The organism is Streptomyces sp. NPDC026092, from assembly GCF_040638605.1.
Classification (GTDB): Bacteria; Actinomycetota; Actinomycetes; order Streptomycetales; family Streptomycetaceae; genus Streptomyces.
This window is the reverse complement of sequence record NZ_JBEZYN010000010.1, coordinates 186,212-205,049: the sequence shown is the minus strand read 5'-3', so window position 1 is coordinate 205,049 and position 18,838 is coordinate 186,212. Positions and strand designations below refer to the sequence as shown.

The 18,838-nt window shown below is 71.8% G+C and carries 18 protein-coding genes; 11 read left to right on the top strand and 7 right to left on the bottom strand.

Annotated elements, in window-relative coordinates; genetic code table 11:
- Positions 1-42 precede the first annotated feature (42 nt).
- Complete coding sequence (locus AB0F56_RS18985) at positions 43-900, bottom strand: sterol desaturase family protein (protein WP_362010768.1); 858 nt, start codon at positions 898-900, stop codon at positions 43-45.
- Between the two features lie 513 nt (positions 901-1,413).
- Here AB0F56_RS18985 and AB0F56_RS18980 point away from each other — a divergent pair.
- On the top strand, positions 1,414-2,799 hold the full coding sequence (locus tag AB0F56_RS18980) for an FAD-binding protein (protein ID WP_362010765.1): 1,386 nt from the start codon (positions 1,414-1,416) through the stop codon (positions 2,797-2,799).
- 92 nt (positions 2,800-2,891) lie between these two features.
- A complete protein-coding gene (locus AB0F56_RS18975) occupies positions 2,892-3,947 on the top strand; it encodes a LacI family DNA-binding transcriptional regulator (protein ID WP_362010763.1) in 1,056 nt (351 codons plus the stop codon).
- Between the two features lie 15 nt (positions 3,948-3,962).
- On the opposite strand, the gene AB0F56_RS18970 is transcribed toward AB0F56_RS18975, so the two are convergent.
- The 3 genes from AB0F56_RS18970 to AB0F56_RS18960 are packed head-to-tail and all read right to left on the bottom strand — an operon-like array spanning position 3,963 to position 7,725.
- Positions 3,963-4,673 (bottom strand): sulfite exporter TauE/SafE family protein, encoded by a 711-nt coding sequence (locus AB0F56_RS18970; RefSeq protein WP_362010760.1) that lies wholly within the window; start codon positions 4,671-4,673, stop codon positions 3,963-3,965.
- Entirely contained in the window at positions 4,670-6,172 is a 1,503-nt protein-coding gene (locus AB0F56_RS18965) for an amidohydrolase family protein (protein WP_362010758.1), read from the bottom strand. The genes AB0F56_RS18970 and AB0F56_RS18965 overlap by 4 nt, the downstream gene beginning before the upstream one ends.
- Positions 6,169-7,725 (bottom strand): solute carrier family 23 protein, encoded by a 1,557-nt coding sequence (locus tag AB0F56_RS18960; RefSeq protein ID WP_362010756.1) that lies wholly within the window; start codon positions 7,723-7,725, stop codon positions 6,169-6,171. The genes AB0F56_RS18965 and AB0F56_RS18960 overlap by 4 nt, the downstream gene beginning before the upstream one ends.
- A 147-nt stretch (positions 7,726-7,872) precedes the next feature.
- On the opposite strand from AB0F56_RS18960, the gene AB0F56_RS18955 reads away from it, so the two are divergent.
- Positions 7,873-8,577 carry a 4'-phosphopantetheinyl transferase superfamily protein gene (locus AB0F56_RS18955; protein ID WP_362010753.1) on the top strand — a complete coding sequence of 235 codons (705 nt, stop codon included), beginning with the start codon at positions 7,873-7,875 and terminating at the stop codon, positions 8,575-8,577.
- A 49-nt stretch (positions 8,578-8,626) separates the two neighbouring features.
- Positions 8,627-9,817: an ROK family transcriptional regulator gene (locus AB0F56_RS18950; RefSeq protein WP_362010751.1), complete on the top strand. Its 1,191-nt coding sequence runs from the start codon at positions 8,627-8,629 to the stop codon at positions 9,815-9,817.
- A 68-nt stretch (positions 9,818-9,885) separates the two neighbouring features.
- Here the strand turns inward: AB0F56_RS18950 and AB0F56_RS18945 are convergent, their stop codons facing one another.
- Entirely contained in the window at positions 9,886-10,284 is a 399-nt protein-coding gene (locus tag AB0F56_RS18945; RefSeq protein ID WP_362010748.1) for a VOC family protein, read from the bottom strand.
- Positions 10,281-10,802 carry a cupin domain-containing protein gene (locus AB0F56_RS18940; RefSeq protein WP_362010746.1) on the bottom strand — a complete coding sequence of 174 codons (522 nt, stop codon included), beginning with the start codon at positions 10,800-10,802 and terminating at the stop codon, positions 10,281-10,283. Before AB0F56_RS18940 ends, AB0F56_RS18945 begins: the two co-directional genes overlap by 4 nt.
- A gap of 307 nt (positions 10,803-11,109) precedes the next feature.
- On the opposite strand from AB0F56_RS18940, the gene AB0F56_RS18935 reads away from it, so the two are divergent.
- The 6 genes from AB0F56_RS18935 (at position 11,110) to AB0F56_RS18910 (ending at position 16,315) form a co-directional block, all read left to right on the top strand.
- Positions 11,110-12,282, top strand: a complete 1,173-nt coding sequence (locus tag AB0F56_RS18935; protein WP_362010743.1) for an ATP-binding protein — start codon at positions 11,110-11,112, stop codon at positions 12,280-12,282.
- The gene (locus AB0F56_RS18930) at positions 12,279-12,680 is read left to right on the top strand and encodes a roadblock/LC7 domain-containing protein (RefSeq protein WP_362010740.1); all 402 of its coding nucleotides are present in this window, start codon (positions 12,279-12,281) and stop codon (positions 12,678-12,680) included. The genes AB0F56_RS18935 and AB0F56_RS18930 overlap by 4 nt, the downstream gene beginning before the upstream one ends.
- The gene (locus AB0F56_RS18925; protein WP_362010738.1) at positions 12,677-13,054 is read left to right on the top strand and encodes a DUF742 domain-containing protein; all 378 of its coding nucleotides are present in this window, start codon (positions 12,677-12,679) and stop codon (positions 13,052-13,054) included. The genes AB0F56_RS18930 and AB0F56_RS18925 overlap by 4 nt, the downstream gene beginning before the upstream one ends.
- The gene (locus AB0F56_RS18920; RefSeq protein ID WP_362010735.1) at positions 13,029-13,622 is read left to right on the top strand and encodes an ATP/GTP-binding protein; all 594 of its coding nucleotides are present in this window, start codon (positions 13,029-13,031) and stop codon (positions 13,620-13,622) included. The genes AB0F56_RS18925 and AB0F56_RS18920 overlap by 26 nt, the downstream gene beginning before the upstream one ends.
- Before the next feature lie 15 nt (positions 13,623-13,637).
- Positions 13,638-14,987, top strand: a complete 1,350-nt coding sequence (locus AB0F56_RS18915; protein WP_362010732.1) for a cytochrome P450 — start codon at positions 13,638-13,640, stop codon at positions 14,985-14,987.
- Positions 14,988-15,073: 86 nt separating this feature from the next.
- Positions 15,074-16,315, top strand: a complete 1,242-nt coding sequence (locus tag AB0F56_RS18910) for a DMATS family aromatic prenyltransferase (protein ID WP_362010729.1) — start codon at positions 15,074-15,076, stop codon at positions 16,313-16,315.
- Positions 16,316-16,330: 15 nt separating this feature from the next.
- Here the strand turns inward: AB0F56_RS18910 and AB0F56_RS18905 are convergent, their stop codons facing one another.
- Entirely contained in the window at positions 16,331-17,668 is a 1,338-nt protein-coding gene (locus AB0F56_RS18905; protein ID WP_362010726.1) for an NAD(P)-binding domain-containing protein, read from the bottom strand.
- 348 nt (positions 17,669-18,016) lie between these two features.
- Between AB0F56_RS18905 and AB0F56_RS18900 the strand changes: the two genes are divergently transcribed.
- Positions 18,017-18,820, top strand: coding sequence for an endonuclease (locus AB0F56_RS18900; RefSeq protein ID WP_362010723.1), 804 nt, complete (start codon positions 18,017-18,019; stop codon positions 18,818-18,820).
- The last annotated feature ends 18 nt before the right edge of the window (positions 18,821-18,838 follow it).

Below are 18,838 nucleotides of genomic sequence, written 5' to 3'. Positions count from 1 at the left end.
CGAGGTGGGGGCCGAGATGGGCGCCCGAGGTGCGGGGGCCGGTCAGTCGGCGGGGCGGCGCCGCCAGGGGTGGACGAGGGTGGCCAGGACGGCGCCGGTGTCGGGGAAGGAGCCCGGGTCGGTCAGGCCGACGGACTCCGGTTCACGGCCGGGGCGCCAGGTGAACGTGCCGAACACCCGGTCCCAGACGGACAGGTCGGAGGCGTAGTGCCCGGCTTCGGTGAGGTCGGTGCTGTGGTGCAGCCGGTGCTGCTCGGGCCCGGAGAGGACGTGGTTCAGCGGCCCGAGGCGTACGCGGATGTCGGCGTGGACGAAGTACCCCTGGGCGACGACGAAGAGACCGACCGCGAACACCGCCCGCTCGGAGAACCCGACCAGGGCCAGGGCCAGTTGGACGAAGCCCTGGGAGATGACGACGTCGAGCACGTGGTTGACCCCGTTGTTGCCGGCGTTGACCTTCGTGGGGACGTGGTGGACGCCGTGCAGCCGCCAGAGCCAGGCGTAGGTGTGGCCCGCGCGATGCACCGCGTAGCTCGCGAGCGAGCCCAGGAGCAGGGCCACGGGTATCTCGGCCCACAGGGGCAGCCACGGATCGCGGCGGGCGACCTTGCCGACGGCGTACAGCACGACGTTCTGCCCGAGGGTGCCGCCGGCGGCGGTGAGGACGTAGTACACGCCGTACCACCCCCACTCCCGGCGCTCGGGCTGCCAGGAACGGTCGTACGGGATCAGGAACTCGAGCAGCACGAGATAGCCGAGCACCGAGAACTGGAAGAGCAGAACGGCGCGCCCCGTGTCCCAGCCGCGTCCTTCGGCGAGGAGGAAGACGGCGGCGACCGCGAGCAGCAGGACCGGTTGGGCGGTCACGGCCAGGACATCGCGCGCCGATAACCGGGGCATGGCACTCCACTTCTTGGGGACGACCGGACACGTGGGAGCGCTCCCCGACGAGGAGGGAGGCACCGGGGAGCTTGATGACAGTATGAATTCACATGACTACGCACGGCAACGGCGATCGACCGGCGCACGGTGTCGAACGCGCCGGTGCCAATGATCCAAATACCCCCGCGCGCACCCCCGAAGATCGTCTCAACCAGGCTTATTTCTGCCCGGAGTTGATCGCTCGACTGACGGATCGATTCATCACCGTCGGTCATGACGCGACAGCCCGCCCAGTCGGCCGAAGCCGTCCTCCGCGAGGGCGTCGAGCAGGGCCGGACAGTCCACGCGGGTACCGGAATTGGGCATTTCAGTAGACGGTTCGACTGCTAAATGATCACAATGTGCAGGAAGTGTGGAGGCGACCGGTGCGGGGGTTCCGAGGCCCGTGCCGTGCGTCGGCACACGGCGGCCACCGACCGGTACGCGGGTCGGCGGCGGCACCCCCTGTACTCGAATCGACCTGGAGTCGGCGTGACGCCACCCCCCGTTCCCACCCCGCAGCCGGACCCGGCCGCCACCTCCGTCGTCGGCGGTGCCTTCGACGCGGTGCCCGCACTCGACGGGGAGCTGTGTTTCGACGGCGCCACCCTGGAAGCGGCCTCCGGCGACTTCGGGCGCATGGTCCGCCAGTCGCCCGCCGCCGTTCTCAAGCCCGGCTCGGCCGACGACGTCGCCACGATGGTCCGCTACTGCCGGGAGCGCGGCCTGAAGGTCGCCGGACGGGGCCAGGGCCACTCCACCCACGGCCAGGCCCAGGTGCCGGCCGGGCTCGTCGTCGACCTCGGCTCCCTCGACGCCGTCGAGATCCGCGACAACACGGCCGTCGTGCAGGCCGGGGTCCTGTGGAGCACCCTGGTCCGCGCCACCCTGCCCCTGGGCCTCACCCCGCCCGTCTTCACCGACTACCTCGAGCTCTCCGTGGGCGGCACGCTCTCCGCCGGGGGCCTCGGCGGGCAGATCGGTCACTACGGCACGCAGGTCGACAACGTCCTCGAACTCGAAGTGGTCACCGGTGAGGGCGAGCTGACGACCTGCTCGCCCACCGTGCGTCCGGACCTGTTCCGGGCCGTCCTCGGCGGCCTCGGGCAGTGCGCGATCATCACCCGCGCCACCCTCGCCCTGGTCCCCGCGCCCCGCTCCGTACGGCTCTACACCCTGACGTACCCGAGCGTCGCCGCGCTCACCGCGCAGGAGGCCGAACTGATCGGGGAAGGCCGGTTCGACTACCTCGTCGGCCAGGTGATGCTCACCCCGGACGGCTGGATCCACTTCATCGAAGCCGCGTCCTACGACGCCACCGCCGAGGACGACGCCCGGCTCACGGACGGCCTGGGGCACACCTCGGTCCAGGCGCAGGACGTGGAGTACTTCGACTTCCTCGCCCGGATCGCCCCGCTGCTGGACATGCTCAGGGCGAACGGCGAGTGGCAGCGGCCCCACCCCTGGTACGACAGCCTCCTCCCCGCGTCCACCGTGAACGAGGTCGTCACGGAGACGCTGGCCGGCCTCAAGTCAGGCTCCCTCGGCGCGAGCGCGGTCGCCCTCCTGTACCCCGTGCTCACCGGCAAGTGCCGGACCCCGCTCCCGGCCATGCCGGACGAGGAGCTCGCCTACCTCTTCTCCCTCCTCAAGACCGCCTCCCCCGGAGCGGACTCCGCCGAGGAGATGGTCGCCGCGAACCGCGCCCAGTACGACACCACGGTCGCGGCGGGCGGCACCTGGTATCCGATCGGTTCGGTCCCGCTCACCACGGACGACTGGGTCCGCCACTTCGGCGCCTTCTGGCCGGAGTTCCGGGCCGCCCGCCACCGCTACGACCCCGATGGGATCCTCACCCCGGGCCAGCGCATCTTCTGACCCGGGCGGGGGCCCGGTCCGGCACGGGGCCGGGCCGGTCGGCGAAGATGGTGGGGTCACCCCGTCCCTCGACGCGAGGAGCGTCCGCCCTGATGTCCAGCCCCGGTTCCGGTCCCGGTACGAGGCCGCCGACGATCGCCGATGTCGCCAGGGTCGCCGGTGTGTCGCGTACGACGGTCTCGCACGCCCTCAACGGGCTCGGCAAGGTCGACCCCCGGACCCGGGAGCGCATCAAGCAGGTCGCCGCGGAGCTCGGATACCGGCCCAACCTGCGGGCGCAGCGGCTGCGGCGCGGGGAGGCGAAGGCCATCGCCCTCGCCTCCTCCATGCCGTTCGCGGTGGCCGGCGGACCGTCCCGGCTCGGCTTCTACATGGAGGTCGCGGCCTCCGCCGCCGAGAGCGCCCTCCTGCACGACTACGCGCTGGTGCTCGTCCCGCCCGTGCAGTCCGGCTCCGCGCTGTACTCCGTCGACATCGACGGGGCCATCGTCGTCGAGCCCGACGTCGACGACCCGGCGGTCGCCGCCCTGAAGGAACGGGGGCTGCCGTTCGTGACGCTCGGCAGGCCCGGGTCGCCCGCCGAGGACGTACCGTACGTCGATCTGCGCGGAGGTCTCGTCGCCGAGCTGCTCCTGACCCATCTGCACGAGCAGGGGGCCCGCCGGCCTGCCCTGCTCATCGGCTCCGGTCAGAGGCACTCGGCCGTGGACGCGCGCGCCGCCTACGAACGGCTCGCGGCGGACCACGGCTGGACGCCGATCGTGGCGACCGCCCCCGAGACCGGCGGTGAGCAGGCCGGGTACGAACGGTGCGCGGCCCTGCTCGCCGAGCACCCCGGGATCGACGCGGTCTGCGCGATGGTGGACGCCTTCGCGGTGGGCACGGTCCGGGCGATCCGGGACAGCGGGCGCGCCGTGCCGGACGACGTCCTGGTCGTCACCCGGTACGACGGTCTGCGCGCCCGGACCTGCGAACCGCCCCTGACCGCCGTGGACCTGCACCTGGACCGCGCGGCGGCCGACGCGGTGACGCTGCTCCTCGGCCGGCTGCGCGGGGGCGGCGACGCCGCCACCACCGCGCCCGTGCCGACGGTCCCGGAGCCGCGCGTCATCGCCCGCCGCTCGTCGCAGCGGGGTACGACGGCCTGACGTCTCGGCGTTGGTTCAGAGACCCAGGATCAGCAGCGCCCCCGAGACGAGCGCGAAGACGAGCACGAAGAGCCGCATCCGTCGCGCGTCGAGCCGGTCGTGCGCCAAGCGGCTCAGCCACGCGCCCACCCCGATCGCGGGCGCGAGGGCGAGGGCCCAGCCGAGGTCGGCCGGCCTCCCCTCCCCCGTCCCGAACAACAGCAGCAGCGAGGCGACTTCACCGACGAGGAAGCACACGGCGACGGTGGAGCGCAGCTCCGCCGGCGGCCGGTGCTGGTAGACGAGGGCGAGCGGCGGGCCGCCGACCCCCGTCGCCGTCTCCGTCAGCCCTGTCACCGCCCCCGCGCCCACATAGGCGACCCGGCCCGGCGTGAACGCGGGCGCCGCCAGGCTCACGACGGCCGCGAGCACGGTGGCGACGCCCACGAAGAGACCGAGGCTGCGCTCCGGGATCAGCCACAGCAGCGCGAGGCCGCCGGGGGTCGCCGCGAGGCGCGCGGCCGTGATCCAGCCCGCGCCGCGCAGGTCGAGCGAGGCCCGTTCGCGCCAGGCGACGTACAGGTTGAGCGGGATCATCGATGCCAGGACGAACACGGGGAGCAGGCGGGGGTCGAGGATGCCGGCCACCGGGGCGACGATCAGGGCGAAGCCGAGTCCGCTGCTGCCCTGGACGAACGCGGCGGCCGTCACGGTGAGGGCGAGGACCGCCAGTGTTCCGACGGTCACTTCGCGGTCCCCTCGACCCGGGCTGTCCCCACGGCCCGGGCTGTCCCCACAGCCCGAGCAGTCCCCTCGACCCGAGCAGTCCCCTCGACCCGAGCTGCCCTCTCGGCCCGAGCCGTCCCCTCGGCCCGCGCCGCCGTCGATGTCGGGTGGACGCGGGTGATGGCGGCGCCGCCCACGGCCGTACGCGCCAGCTCGGCCGCCCGGCGCACGAGAGCGGTCCCGTCCCAGTCGACGGGCCGACCACCCCACAGGCGCAGCCGGCCGGCGACGAACACGGCGGTGATCTGGTCGCGGTTGCCGCGCCGCACCAGCTCCCAGGGCAGGTCCCAGGAGAGCGCGAGTTCCGGGGTGGTGGTGTCGACGAGGAGGAAGTCGGCGGCGAGCCCCTCGGCGATCGTTCCGGTCCGTGCGCCGAGGCCGACGGCGTCGGCTCCGCCGCGGGTGGCGTGCTCCAGCCAGGTCCAGCCGGCGCCGCAGGACGAGTCGCCGGTAGCGAGCCCGTACGCGAGCCGCTGCGCGAACTCGGCCGCGTCGGCGAGCCGGAAGCCGTCGCCGCGCGTGCCGTCGGTACCGAGTCCGAAGCGGATGCCGCGCTCGGCCATGGCGGTGGCGGGCGCGACGGCGTTGCCCTTCCAGGCGCTGGCGACGGGGTTGTAGCTGACGGCGGTGCCGGTCTCGGCGAGCAGGGTGAGTTCGCGCGGGGTGAGGAGCGTGGCGTGCGCGGCGAGCAGGTGGGAGCCGAGCACGCCGAGCCTGTGGAGGTACTCCAGGGGCCGCAGACCGTGGCGTACGAGCGAGCGTTCGACCCCCGCCAGATGCTCGTTGACGTGGATCTGGAGGACCGCTCCGGACTCTGCCGCGAGACGGGCCGTGCGCCGGAGGGTCTCCTCGGTGGCGGCCTCCGGGATGGAGACGGCCAGGGAGGGGTGGATCAGCGGGTCGCCTTCGTACCGCGCGAGGTGCTTCTCGGCGGCGTCCGGGACGGACGGCGTCTCGCCGTCGGCGTCGTTGCGGACCAGGCCGAGGACGCACCGGATTCCGGCGTCGCGGGCCGCGGCGGCCACCACCTCGACGTCGACAGCGGCGCGGGTCCCCGCGTCGGCGACGGTGGTGAAGCCGCCGCGCAGGGCTTCGAGCACGGCCAACTTGGCGGCGACGTACGCCGCTTCCTCGTCCAGGGCACCCTCCAGTGGTACCCACACCCGGCGGAAGATCTCCGACGGCTCCCCGAAGGCGAGCGCCGCACCGAAGCTCTGGGTGAGGTGGTGGTGTGCGTCGACGAAGCCGGGCATGAGGAGGTGTCCCGGGAGCGGGACCGGATCAAGATCGGGGTGGGTGCGCGCGAGGTCCCCGAGGGGTCCCACGCGCTGGAAGGTCCCGTCGGCGACGACGACCGCGTGACCTTCGGCGGGGCCCTCCGGCAGCAGCACGGCGTCCGGCACGAGCAGGAGGGGCCGGTCCGAACCGGTCAGGGCGTCACGGGTGATGAGCTGGTTCATCGATCGCTTTCCGTACGAGGGGAGCCGAGGCGGGCTCCGGTGGGGCGGGCAGAGGTCAGCCGGGCGGCGAGGTTCGGCCTGACGTGGTGGAAGAGGACGTTGAGGACCGCGGCGACGAACGCGCCGACGGCGACGCCGCTTTCGAGGAGGATGCGGAGGTTCGGCGGGAAGCCCCCGTACACGCCCGGAACGAGGATCGGGAGCAGTCCGAGCGCGAGGGCGACGGCGCAGATGAAGGTGCTCGTGTGCGTGCCGAGGTCGGAGCGGCCGAGCATCTGGACGCCGAGCACGGTGATCACGGCGAAGACGACCATCGCCGTGCCGCCGACGACCGCCGACGGGATCACGCTGATCGCGCGGGTCACGGGGGCGAGGAACCCGATGGCGATGAGGACGACGCCGGCCGCGGCGGTCACGTAGCGGCTACGGACGCCGGTGACGCGGACGATGCCGATGTTCTCGCCGCTGGTGACCATGAGCGGCAGGCCGAAGAAGCCGCCGAAGAGCGAGGTGAGCGCGTCGCCCCGGACGGTCTTGGGGACGTCGGCGCGGGTGTCGATCTCTTTGCCGACGGCCTCCGCGTTGATGACGGTCTGTCCGGTGGCCTCCGCCATGGAGGCGAGGCTGTAGAGCATCAGCGGCAGGGCGGCGACCAGGTTGAACTGGGGCGAGCCGAACGGCATCAGCTGCGGGAGGGTGAGCAGACCGCCGTCGGTGGCGCTGCCGAGGTCGACGGCGCCGAGGGCGGCGGCGAGGCAGGTGCCGGCCAGGAGGCCGAGCATGACGGCCAGTTGGCGCAGGATGCCGCTGAAGAACAGGTAGAAGGCGACGGTGAAGCCGATGGTGGCCAGGCCGAGGCCGAGGTTGAGGGGGTCGGCGAAGCCCGGCGTGCCGGGGCGTCCGGTGACGAGGACCGCGCCGACCTTCACCAGGTTGACGCCGACGATCACGATCATCGTGCCGATGACGAGGGCCGGGAAGAAGGCCAACAGCCGCGAGAAGACCGGCAGGACGAGGAAGTAGAAGGCCGCGGTGAGGATCACGGCCCCGGTCGCGGTGCGCAGGCCGTGCTGTTCGGCGATGGCGAGGAAGAGGATCAGGGGCGCGCCGCCCGGCAGCATCACGAACGGCAGCCGGGGGCCGAACTTCCACGGCCCGAGGGACTGGATCAGGGAGCCGACCCCGGAGAGCACGAAGGCCGCCGAGAGCAGGTTGACGGTGAGTCCGGGGTCGAGGCGGAGGGTCGCGCTCATCAGGAAGATCGCCGAGATGGGGGTGGCGGCCATGACGAGCACGTGCTGGACCCCGAAGAGCAGGATCCTGCCGAGGGGGCGGGACTGGTCGACGGGGTGGGGAGCGTCGGGGGCGGAGGGCTCGGGGGTGCCGGGGCTGGGGCTCTCGGGCTCGAGGGCCTCGGGCTCGAGGGTCTCGGAAGTCTCGGGGCTGGGGGTCTCAGGCTCGGAGGTCCCGCGGACCGGTGCCTCAGAAGCGGGGGATCGTCGTTCCGTGCCGGGAAGGCCGGGCAGGCCGGGGAGGTGCTGGGGAGTGGACACGTTCGGGCTCCGTTCGGGCGTCGCTGCACGCTCGGATATCAGCCGCGATCCAGCCCCGGACGGAGGGCCAAAGCGAGGTGGCCAAATCGATTTGGCCGCCAGTATCCGAGGGCTCCCGCCCACCGTCAAGACTCCTAGACTGTCCCCATGAAGATCGAGCCGCGGCTGTTCCCGCGCGTCCCCGGGCAGGAGCCGCCGGCGCCGCTCGCCCCGCCCGCTCCCGACGAGGCGCCGCACGTGTGGCTCGTCCGGGCGGCCGAAGTCGACCTGCCCGCCGCGCGGATGGACGTGCTCGACGCCCGGGAGCTGGAGACCGCGCGAGGGTTTCGGAGCGCCGCGGACCGGCGTACGTACACCGAAGTGCACGTGGGGCTACGGGTCCTGTTGGGGGCCTACCTCGGGGTGAAGCCAGGGGACGTGCCGTTCGTACGGCGGCCGTGCCCCGAGTGCGGGGAGCCGCACGGGCGGCCCGCCGTCGAGGGCGATCCCCTCCACTTCTCCCTCTCGCACAGCGACGGCCTCGGCCTGCTCGCCTTCGCCGCGAGCCCGGTCGGGGTGGACGTCGAGCGGCTCCCGGATCTCACCACGGTCGAAGAGGTCGCGCCGATGCTGCATCCGCGCGAGACGCGGGAGTTGGCCGGGTACGCGGCGGCCGACCGCCCACGTGCCTTCGCCCGGACCTGGGCGCGCAAGGAAGCGTACCTGAAGGGCCTCGGCACCGGCCTCGCCCGCGGGCTCACCCTCGACCACGTCGGCGCGGCCGAGCCGTGCGAGGCCCAACTGCCGGGCTGGCGGATCGCCGACGTTCCGGTCGACCCCACCCACGCGGGGGCCGTGGCCGTACGGGTCTGAGCGCGCGGCCGCGTGCCGAACGGCTTGTGCGATACGCCAGAATGACGGGATGACCAGCAACGACGTGGGTGGAGAGCAGATCTGGAACCCGCAGCGCCTGCGCAGCGGGAACGAGCGGTTGCTGCTCGGCCTGCTGCGCTCGGGCGGGCCGGCCTCCCGGGCCCAGCTCGCCCGGACCACGGGCCTGTCCAAGCCCACGGTCTCCAGCGCCCTGGCCTCGCTCGAACAGGCCGGGCTCGTCAGGGAAGCGGGTGTCCACACGCCCGAACGCGGCCGGACCGCAGTGCTGTACGCGCCTGATCCGACCGCCGGCTACGCGCTCGGCATCGACATCGGCCGGGCCTGGCTCCGCGTCGCCCTCGCCGACCTCGACGGCACGGTCGTGGCCCGTACGGAGGTCCGCAACCAGGCTCGTACGTCGGGCCCGATGGCGGACCTGGTGGTCGCCACCGCCCGGGAGCTCGTGGGGAGTTCGGGTGTCGCGCCGGCCACGATCGTGCAGGCGGTCGTGGGTACGCCCGGCGTGTACGACGAGGAGCTCCGGCGGGTCCGGTTCGCGGGCAACCTGCCCGGCTGGGGGCGCCCGGGGCTCTTCGACCGGATGCGCGAAGGGCTCGGCCTTCCCCTGGCCGTGCACAACGACGCCAATCTCGCGGCGCTCGGCGAGTACACCGTCGGGGTCGGCGCGGGCAGCAGGCTCTTCGTGTACCTGATGATCGGTACCGGCCTGGGCATGGGCGTGGTGAGCGAGGGGCGACTCTTCACCGGCGCGCACGGCGGTGCGGGCGAGATCGGCTTCATGCCGTGGCCGGGGCGCCAGGGCCCGGGCACCCTGGAGGGGCTCGTCGCGGGCGACGCGGTGGTCGCGGCCGCCCGGGAGCACGGCATGACCGGGGACCTCAGCGCGAAGGACGTCTTCGACGCGGCCCGGTCGGGCGACCCGGCCGCCGTCGAGGCGGTCGAGCTGGAGGGCGAGCGCCTGGCACACACGGTGGCCGCCGTGTCCGCGGTGCTCGACCCCGACCTCGTGGTCCTCGGCGGCGGCATCGGCCACAGCGCGGATCTGCTGCTGCGTACGGTACGGAGCGCCCTGCGGTCCCTCACCCCGATCCGACCCAGGGTCGCCGCGAGCACCCTCGGCGAGGACGCGGTGCTCCACGGCGCCCTGGCCATCGCCCTGGACACGGCGCGGGACGTCGTCTTCGAACGCCGCCCGCACCCTGGCCGCCTGCACTCCTAGGTCGTGCCAGGCGTCGCGGCCCCGGCCATGATCCGCCGGACAGCCCCTAGGAGCGCACCGCCAGGCCCTCAGCCCCAGGTGCGGGAGCAGAGCACGAGCCGATAGCCGTCCGGGTCGGCGATGGTCACGCCGTGCTCGTCCCAGTAGGGGTTGTGCGCCGCGACCCGCGTACCGCCGGCCGCCGTCAGCCGGTCGATCAGGGACTCGTCCGCGGGCTTGCCGAGATAGAGCACGAACAGGTCGTCCACGGTGGGCGTCGGCTCCAGCGGGTGCTCCGGGTCGTGGGTCAACTCGAAGTGCCAGGGCCCGTGCTGCGACCCGACCATCAGCAGGTCGTGCTTGCCCGGGACGCGCTCGGTCGTCCGCCAGAGCACGTCGAGGCCGAGACCGTCGACGTAGAACCGCTCTGCGGCGGCGAGGTCACGCGAGGGCCTGGCGACGCGGACGTGGGTGCTGGGGTCGATCACGCCGAGACCTCCAGCGCCGCGCTCCAGACCGGGCTGTCGACGTAGTGGTTGTCGTACCGCTCGGCGGAGGCGGCGATCTCCTTCGGGTCGGCCTCGCCGCGCATCACGCGGCCGAGCAGCCGCAGATAGTCGAAGCGGCCCATGCCGGGCGTGAAGACGAAGAGGACGTCCGCCTCGCAGCCGGGCGCGGCGGCGAAAGCGTGCGGGGTGTGGGGCGGCACGGCGAGGAAGTCACCCGCCTCCAGGACGGTGACCTCCTCCCCCACGAGCACCTGGAGGGAGCCGCTGATCACGAAGAAGAGCTCGGTCGCCTTGGTGTGGAAGTGCGCGGGTGCGCCCACGGCACCCTTGGCGAAGCTGGACCGGTAGCTGGTGAATCCGTCCGCCGTGCCGTCCGAGTCGGCGAGCAGCGTCATCACGCTGCTGGGGTCGGCGCAGGTCTCGGCCTCGGCGTGCCGGGTCAGGACGGGCGGGAACGGTGCGGCGGACGGCGTCTCGTAGGACGCGTTCTGGGTCATGATCGGGACTTTACGATCATGAACAGGCTTCTGACCAGGGCTGTCGCGCCCGGGACGGGACGGTGCGAGATGAACGACCAGCGAACACTCGCGGAACCAAGAGGCCTTACGTGGTTCACCCTTTGACGATCGGTCACCTGTTCGTGCCCGGTGCTAAGATCACCACGCTTGCGGAGCGGTGGATGGGTGCAAGACGACATCTCCGACCACGGCGACCCTCCGGACGGTACCCCGGACACGGAAGGAAGCCGGGCCACCCGCATTGACGGAATTCAGCAAAGACCGTCAGTCGCCTGAAGAGAGTCTTATGACGTATTACGCACAGAACCCGGTCCTCTGGGTCCTCCTGGCCGCCACACTCGGCGCCGTCGCCGTCATCGTTCGCCAGCGCAAGGCGATTCGGACCTTACGGCAGGGGACCGAGGAGCTCAAGGCACATTACTCCGAATTGGAGACCAGTTACACGAAGTCCGTCGAGGACGAGAAGGACCGCGCCCAGGAATCGACGAAGTCGGTTCTGAAGTCCGCCATGCGGACGCTCCAAGGCCTCGCCGCCGAGCAGCAGTTGGTCATCTCGGGGCTGCAGAACAAGTACGGTGACTCGGTCATTCTCCGGGACCTCCTGGAAATCGACCACACCAATTCACAGTTCGGCCGACGCGCCCAGTCGATCGCCGTGCTCTGCGACGGCTGGCTCGGCCGGCACCGCGAGATCGCCTCGGTGTACGACGTGGTGCGCAGCGCCCAGGGTCGTATCCGGCACTTCCGGCGTGTGGAGATCCTCTCCCAGGTCGACTTCGGCATCACCAGCCGTGCCGTCGAGCCGGTGGCCCTCGCGCTCGCCGAGCTTCTCGACAACGCGACCAGCTATTCCAGCCCGGACACCGTGGTCGAGATCAATATCCGTACCGTGCCCAAGGGCATTTGCATCGTCGTCGACGACGCCGGTGTCGGTATGAACGACGAGGAACGGGTCAGGGCAGAGAAGCTCCTGTCCACCGAGCGGGTGTCCGGTGTCTCCGGACTCGGCAGCCCGCCGCAGTTCGGTTTCGCCGTGATCGGTGTGCTCTGTGAGCGCTTCGGATTCGAGGTGTCCGTGGATTCCAGTTCGCCGTACGGAGGCGTCCGCGGCGTCCTCCTGCTTCCGCACGACCTGCTCACCGGAATGCCGGAGAAGAAGGCCCCGCAGCCGGTCGCCCCGGCCGCCGCGGTCCCGGAACCGAGTGGCCCCGCACCCGTGATGGCCGCCACGGCCACCACCGACGACGGTCTGCCGAAGCGCCGCCGCAAGCGGCCGATGGCGATCGTGAGCGGCGGCGAGCAGTCCGCGTCCGCTCCGGCGCGCTCCGGCGCGGAGACCGCCGCGATCATGGGGGCCTTCCAGCGGGGCACGCAGTCCGGACGGGCGGCCCGGCCGGAGTCGGCGGATCAATCGAGCAGCACACGTGATGCGAGCAGCGAAGGGCATGAGGTCTCGTGAACGACGATCTGTCATGGATGCTTGACAGCGCCTTGGAGATACCCGGGGCGCTGCACGCGGTCCTCGTCTCCGCGGACGGTCTGCTGATGGCCCGGACCAAGGAGTTCGGGAAGGACAACGCGGACACGGTCGCCGCCGCGATGAGCGGCATGCAGTCGCTCAGCCGCTCGCTCGGCTTCTTCGTGGAGCCGGGGCGCCTGCAGTGGCGTCAGACGCTGGTCGAGTTCGACGGCGGCTGGGTCTTCCTGATCTCCGCGGGCGAGGGCGCCTACCTCGGCGTCTCGGCCTCGCCCGACGTCGACATGCAGGACATCACGTTCCGGATGCAGCAGCTCGTCGGCCAGCTGGGCAAGGCCCTGACGACGCCGCCGCGCGAGAACCTCGGCGCCCGCTCATGAGCCGCTACGACGAACGGGAGCCGGAGTCGGCGGAGTTAGTCCGTCCCTACGTCATCACCAAGGGACGTGGCCTGCCCGACGAGGAGCAGCTGTCGCTGGTGACCCTGGTCACCGCGTCGGCCGACCACCAGCAGCGCCCGACCCGGCTCTCGCCGGAGGAGCAGAGCCTGTTGGACCTGTGCACGGCCGGCTATCTCTCGGTCGCCGAGGTCGCGGGGCACACCAAGCTGCCCATCGGCGTGGTCAGGATCCTCCTCTCCGCCCTCACCGAGGGCGGATACCTCATCACCCGCCCTCCCGTGCAGCGTGCCGCGCTCGCGGACCGAGACATCCTCGAGGAGGTACTGAATGGTCTCCGCGCCAAGTTTGGGTGAGCAGGCGTACGTGCGCGACGGCGCCACGCAGACCGCCGTCAAGATCCTCGTCGTCGGCCACTTCGCCGTCGGCAAGACCACGTTCATCGGTGCGATCTCGGAGATCCCTCCGCTGACCACCGAGGAGACGATGACCCGCGCGGGCGAGTCGTTCGACGACCTCAAGGGCGTCCGGTCCAAGACCACCACCACGGTGGCCATGGACTTCGGCCGGCTGACGATCAGCGAGCGGGTCGTGCTCTATCTGTTCGGAACGCCCGGCCAGCAGCGCTTCGTCCAGATGTGGGAGGACATGGCGCGCGGCGCGCTCGGCGCGCTCGTGCTCGTCGACCCCGAGCGGCTCGCGGACTCCTTCGCCGTGATCGACCTGATCGAGCAGTACGGGCTCGACTACGCGATCGCCGTCAACCACTTCGACGGGACCGCCGGCCGTGAGGAGCGGGCGCTCCGCGAGGCGCTGGACCTGCTCGACGACACCCCGATCGTCACCTGCGACGCGCGCGACGAGAAGTCGTCCGCCGACGCGCTGATCACCCTCGTCCGGTACCTGCTGGACCGCGCTCACTAGAAGCAGAGAGAAATCATGGACGCTCGATCCACCGCCCCCGTACCCCCGCCGGGGTGCCCCGCGCACGCCGACGGCGGCCGGGTCCCGCTGTACGGGCCGGAGTTCCAGGCCGACCCGGACGCGTACTACGCGTACATGCGCCACTTCGGGCCGGCCGCTCCCGTGGAGCTGGCTCCCGGGGTGGAGGCCACCCTCGTCACGGACTACGCGACGGCCCTCCAGCTCCTCCAGGACTCGGGCAACTTCCGTAAGGACGCCCGCCGCTGGCGGCACCTCAACGAGGGGCTCGTCAGCCCGGACAACCCGATCGTGCCCGTGCTCGCGTACCGGCCCAACTGCATGTTCAGCGACGGGGCCGAGCACCTGCGGCTGCGCCAGGCGGTCACGGACAGCATGGCGCGGGTCGACGTGCGCAAGCTGAGCCGGACCACGGAGCAGGTCTCCGCGTACCTCATCGCGCAGTTCGCCGCCCGCGGCTCCGCCGACCTGCTCGGCGACTACGCCAAGCAGCTGCCGCTGCTCGTCTTCAACGAGCTCTTCGGCTGCCCGGCCGACATCGGCGACCGCATCCTGTTCGGCATCACCGGCATGTTCGACGGTGTGAACGCCGAGCGCGCCGTCGAGGTGCTGTTCGGGGCCGTCGGCGAACTCGTGGCGCTGAAGCGTGCCAGGCCCGGGGACGACGTCACCTCGTGGCTGATGGAGCACCAGTCGAGGCTGACCGACGAGGAGATGGTCCACCAGCTCGCTCTCCTCCTCGTGGCGGGCAACGAGCCGCTGCGCAACCTCATCGGCAACACCCTGCACCGGCTGCTCACCCATGACGCGTACGCCCACAAGGGCGGGCTGATCGACGAGGCGATCGACGACACGCTGTGGGAGAACCCGCCCATGCCGAACCTCGCGCCGCACTATCCGGCCGCCGACATGGAGTTCGCCGGTCAGAAGCTGCAGGCGGGCGATCTCGTGCTGGTCAGTTTCGCGGCCGCCAACACCGGTCCCGCGCTGACGGCGGCGCGCGAGTCCGGCAGCAACCGGGCCCATCTGGCGTGGAGCGCGGGCCCGCACGCGTGCCCGTCCAAGGACCCCGCCCGGCAGATCACCGTCATCGCCATCGAGAACCTCCTCAACCAGCTCGCGGACGTCGAACTCGCGGTGCCGGAGGACAGCCTCGTCTGGCGTCCGGGCCCGTTCAACCGGGGCCTGGCCACACTGCCCGCCCGGTTCACGCCGGTCGAGACCGTGCGCCGGGGCGGTGCGCAGGGCCACGCCGAGACGTCCGCCCGGCCGGGACCGGAGCAGGCGGAGGCGGGGCGCAAGCGCGGCGGAATGTGGAGCCAGTTCCTCAACTGGCTGGCCAAGTGATGGAGGCCACTCCGCTTGGCTCCCCCGCCGCTGCATGATCGATCAGCGGCGGGGGTAGTGAGCACGGCGAATATTCTGGCGTGCTCATGAGGAGAAGAGATCCCGTGGAACCGATATCCGTCGATGCCGGTTTTGCTCGCAGACCCCGCGCGGTCGGCCCCCTCGATACCCGCCCCTCCGGGCGGGTATCTTCTTGCGCCCTCCCGCGCCACGCGGAGACGCTCGGCGGTCACACGGCGCGGCAGCTCCTGCGGCTGTGCGAGACCGCGGGGTTGAGCGGGCCCGACTCCGCGGCGTACGCCCGGACGCTGCTCACGCTCCTCGGGCCGGTCGGCGAGCGCCCGCTCGATCTGCCGGCCCCGGACGACTCGTTCGTCGCGGACGACCACACGCCGGTGGAGTTCTCGCTCGCCTTCACCCCGGACGCCGCGCCGACGCTGCGGGTGGTCCTCGAACCGGGGTGCGGCGCCCCCGACCTGGCGAGCAACGGCCGTGCCGGACTTGAGGCCGTCCGCCGGACGGCGCGGGGCTGGGGCATCGACACCGGGCGCCTCGACCAGCTCGAGGACCTGTTCTTCCCGCCCGACCCGCAGGGTCCGCTGGCGCTCTGGTGCGCGCTGGAGATGGTCCCGGGCGGAGTACCCAGGGTCAAGGTGTATCTGAACCCGGCGGCGTCCGGGCAGGAACGTTCCGCCGATACGGTACGGGAGGCCCTGCGCCGACTCGGTCACCACCAGGCCTTCGCGGCGCTGCCCCAGGGCGACCGCCCTCTGTTCTTCGCCCTCGATCTCGGCGACTGGGACGAGCCCCGGGTGAAGGTCTACCTCGCGCACCACGACATGTCGGCAGAGGAGGCCGCGAAACTCTCCCGTGTGGACGGCGGACCGGGTCCCACGGAGATCGCGTCCTTCTTCCGCACGATGGCCGGCCACGACCCCGACGGGGCCGAGTCCGCGGAGGGCCGGGACCCTCGGCTCGACCTGCGCCCCGTCCAGTCCTGCCACTCGTTCACCGAGACGGCGACCGGCCGGCCGAGCGGCTTCACCCTCTACATCCCGGTCCGCGACTACGCCCGGCACGACGGCGAGGCCCTCGACCGGGCGCTGGCGGTCCTCGGCCGGTACGGCATGGACCCCACCCCGCTCCTGCGTTCGCTCTCCGCCGTGACCGCGCGCCGGCTGCGGGACGGCGTGGGCCTCGTCGCGTACGTGGGGCTCGCCCACCAGGAGGGCCGGCCGACGCGGGTGACGACCTACATCTCCTCGGAGGCGTACGAGGTCAAGCCGCCCGCCATCACGGGAGTACCGTCCCCCCGGTCCCGGCGCTGATTCACCGGACAGCACCTACGCGCCCTGCGGCTCCCTCAACTCCCGCAGGTAGGCGCCGACGTCCACCTGGAACGAGGCACCCTGGCTGGGGCCGTAGCGCTCCTCGACACCCTTCAGGTACAGGTCGATCTCGTCGCGCATGACGTCGGCGGCCGGCAGGGGCTCGTCGCCGGCCACGACCCGCGTCACCCACCGCGCCTGGGCCTCCACCAGGCGCGTGATCGAGCCCACGGGACGGATCAGGCCGACGAAGTACAGGCCGGGGCGGTCCGGAGCGACCATCCGCCGGTACAGCTCGACCTGGTCGTCCTGCCCGTCCGTGGGACACCCCGCGGGCAGGAAGGGGAAGGACATACGGAAGCCGGTGCAGTAGACGATCGCGTCCGCCTCCTCCACGGTTCCGTCGGTGAAGGTCACCCGGTCGCCCTTCAGGGACGCGATGGCGGGCTTGGGGATCACCCCGCCGTGCCGTATGCGGCTGAGTATCTCGTCCGAGATGGTGACGGCCGAGGAGAAGATCGCGTGGTCGGGCTCGGGCAGGCCGTAGTCCGACAGCCGCCCACGGGCCACGAGCAGCGCCTGCTCGACGAAGGTGCGCTGCTCGGGCATGGACATCTCGGCCCACCACGGCGCGTCGGCGATCAGGTCCACGGGCATGCCGAAGAGCTGCTTGGGCACGATGTGCAGCGCACGGCGGATGGACAGCGACGTCCGCGCGGCGTGCCGGGAGAGGTCCGCGGCGATGTCCACACCGGACGCCCCCATGCCCACGACCACCACCCGCTGTCCCGCGAAGTCGGCGCCGTCGCGGTAGTCCATCGAGTGGAGGATCGTTCCGGCGAAGGAGTCGGCGCCCGGCGGAAGCGGATTCGGCAGCTGCGCCTCCGTGTTGTGGCCCGACGCGACGACCACGTGCGGGAACCGCCGTTCCGTCACCTCCCCGCGCGCGTCCCGGCTGGTGACCGTCCAGGAGCCGTCGCCGTCCTGTCGTACGGCGAGCACCTCGGCCCGCAGCTCCACCCGGTCGAGCAGCCCGGCCTCCTCGGCGAACGACCGCAGATAGGCGGCGACGTCGGCGTGTCCCGGGTACAGGGGGAACGCGTCGGGCATCGGGAAGTCGACGAATTCGGTGAGCTGCTTGGAGCTGTTCAGGTGCAGCGACCGGTAGCCGGGCCCCGGTTCGCCCGCCGCCGTCCGGCGCCACAGCCCACCGACGTCAGGTGCCTTCTCCAGGCAGACGAAGTCGATGCCGCGGCCCGCCAGGGCGTGCGCGGTCGCCAGACCCGACGGGCCCGCGCCGATGACGCACACGGTCGCGGTACGGGGAGCGCCACCGGCCTGTGACCCGCCCAAGGAAGCCTCCACAGAACACCATCCGTCCTCGCCCCGGGCAACGACGGCCGCCGCTGTCCCCCGGGCCTCGGCCCGGGAAGATCACGATACCGACCAGTCTTTCGAGACCGGCCGCCGAGGGGCGGACGCGGATCACGGCGTCGGGCCGGGGCAGGACGGGGCGGCGCAGAGCGGCAACGGCGGTGCTCCGTATGCGAGAACGTCACGAAAAAGCCTTCTCCGGGTTACACGGTCATCCCCTCCCCCGTGCGATTCTCCCGCTTGCACGTCGTCAACACGCGTAGATCGCGACGGTGTTGAGCCCACCCGGTCGGTCCCGCGCGTGCCGTCCCCCACGAAAGGCCCCCCATGTCCGCCCTGCACATCGGAAGATGGAAGTCCGTGGCCGCGGCGATATCCGCCGTCCTCGTCGCCCTCACGGTTCCCACCGTCGCCGCCACCCCCGCGAGCGCGACGACCACCGCGTACGACAGCACGTACTACAAGAACGCGATCGGCAAGACCGGTCCGGCCCTGAAGTCCTCGCTGCACACGATCATCAAGAGCCAGACGAAGATCTCGTACGACGCCGTCTGGAACGCGCTCAAGGTCACCGACCAGGACCCGAACAACACCGCCAACGTGATCCTGCTGTACAGCGGCACCTCGCGCAGCAAGTCCCTCAACGGCGGCGCCGTCGGCGACTGGAACCGCGAGCACGTGTGGGCCCAGTCGCACGGCAACTTCGGCACCTCGGCAGGGCCCGGCACCGACCTGCACCACCTGCGGCCCGCCGACGTCCAGGTCAACAGCATCCGCGGCAACAAGGACTTCGACAACGGCGGCAGCCCGGTCAGCGGCGCACCCGGCAGCTACACGGACTCGAACTCCTTCGAGCCGCGCGCCGCCGACAAGGGCGACGTGGCCCGCATGATCCTCTACATGGCCGTCCGCTACGAGGGTGACGACGCCTGGGCCGACCTGGAGCCCAACGAGTCGACCTCCAACGGCAGCGTCCCGCTGCACGGCCGGCTCTCGGTCCTGAAGCAGTGGAACGAGCAGGACCCGCCGAGCGCGTTCGAGGAGCGGCGCAACGACCTCATCTACGGGACCTACCAGGGCAACCGGAACCCGTTCATCGACCACCCCGAGTGGGTCGAGGCGATCTGGTAGAGCACAGCTCCGCAGGCG

Bases quoted from the DNA above. Each gene is read 5' to 3' on its own strand.
- AB0F56_RS18985 (WP_362010768.1), bottom strand. From the start codon at position 900: ATGCCCCGGTTATCGGCGCGCGATGTCCTGGCCGTGACCGCCCAACCG.
- AB0F56_RS18975 (WP_362010763.1), top strand. From the start codon at position 2,892: ATGTCCAGCCCCGGTTCCGGTCCCGGTACGAGGCCGCCGACGATCGCC.
- AB0F56_RS18965 (WP_362010758.1), bottom strand. From the start codon at position 6,172: ATGAACCAGCTCATCACCCGTGACGCCCTGACCGGTTCGGACCGGCCC.
- AB0F56_RS18955 (WP_362010753.1), top strand. From the start codon at position 7,873: ATGAAGATCGAGCCGCGGCTGTTCCCGCGCGTCCCCGGGCAGGAGCCG.
- AB0F56_RS18950 (WP_362010751.1), top strand. From the start codon at position 8,627: ATGACCAGCAACGACGTGGGTGGAGAGCAGATCTGGAACCCGCAGCGC.
- AB0F56_RS18940 (WP_362010746.1), bottom strand. From the start codon at position 10,802: ATGACCCAGAACGCGTCCTACGAGACGCCGTCCGCCGCACCGTTCCCG.
- AB0F56_RS18935 (WP_362010743.1), top strand. From the start codon at position 11,110: ATGACGTATTACGCACAGAACCCGGTCCTCTGGGTCCTCCTGGCCGCC.
- AB0F56_RS18925 (WP_362010738.1), top strand. From the start codon at position 12,677: ATGAGCCGCTACGACGAACGGGAGCCGGAGTCGGCGGAGTTAGTCCGT.
- AB0F56_RS18920 (WP_362010735.1), top strand. From the start codon at position 13,029: ATGGTCTCCGCGCCAAGTTTGGGTGAGCAGGCGTACGTGCGCGACGGC.
- AB0F56_RS18915 (WP_362010732.1), top strand. From the start codon at position 13,638: ATGGACGCTCGATCCACCGCCCCCGTACCCCCGCCGGGGTGCCCCGCG.
- AB0F56_RS18910 (WP_362010729.1), top strand. From the start codon at position 15,074: ATGAGGAGAAGAGATCCCGTGGAACCGATATCCGTCGATGCCGGTTTT.
- AB0F56_RS18900 (WP_362010723.1), top strand. From the start codon at position 18,017: ATGTCCGCCCTGCACATCGGAAGATGGAAGTCCGTGGCCGCGGCGATA.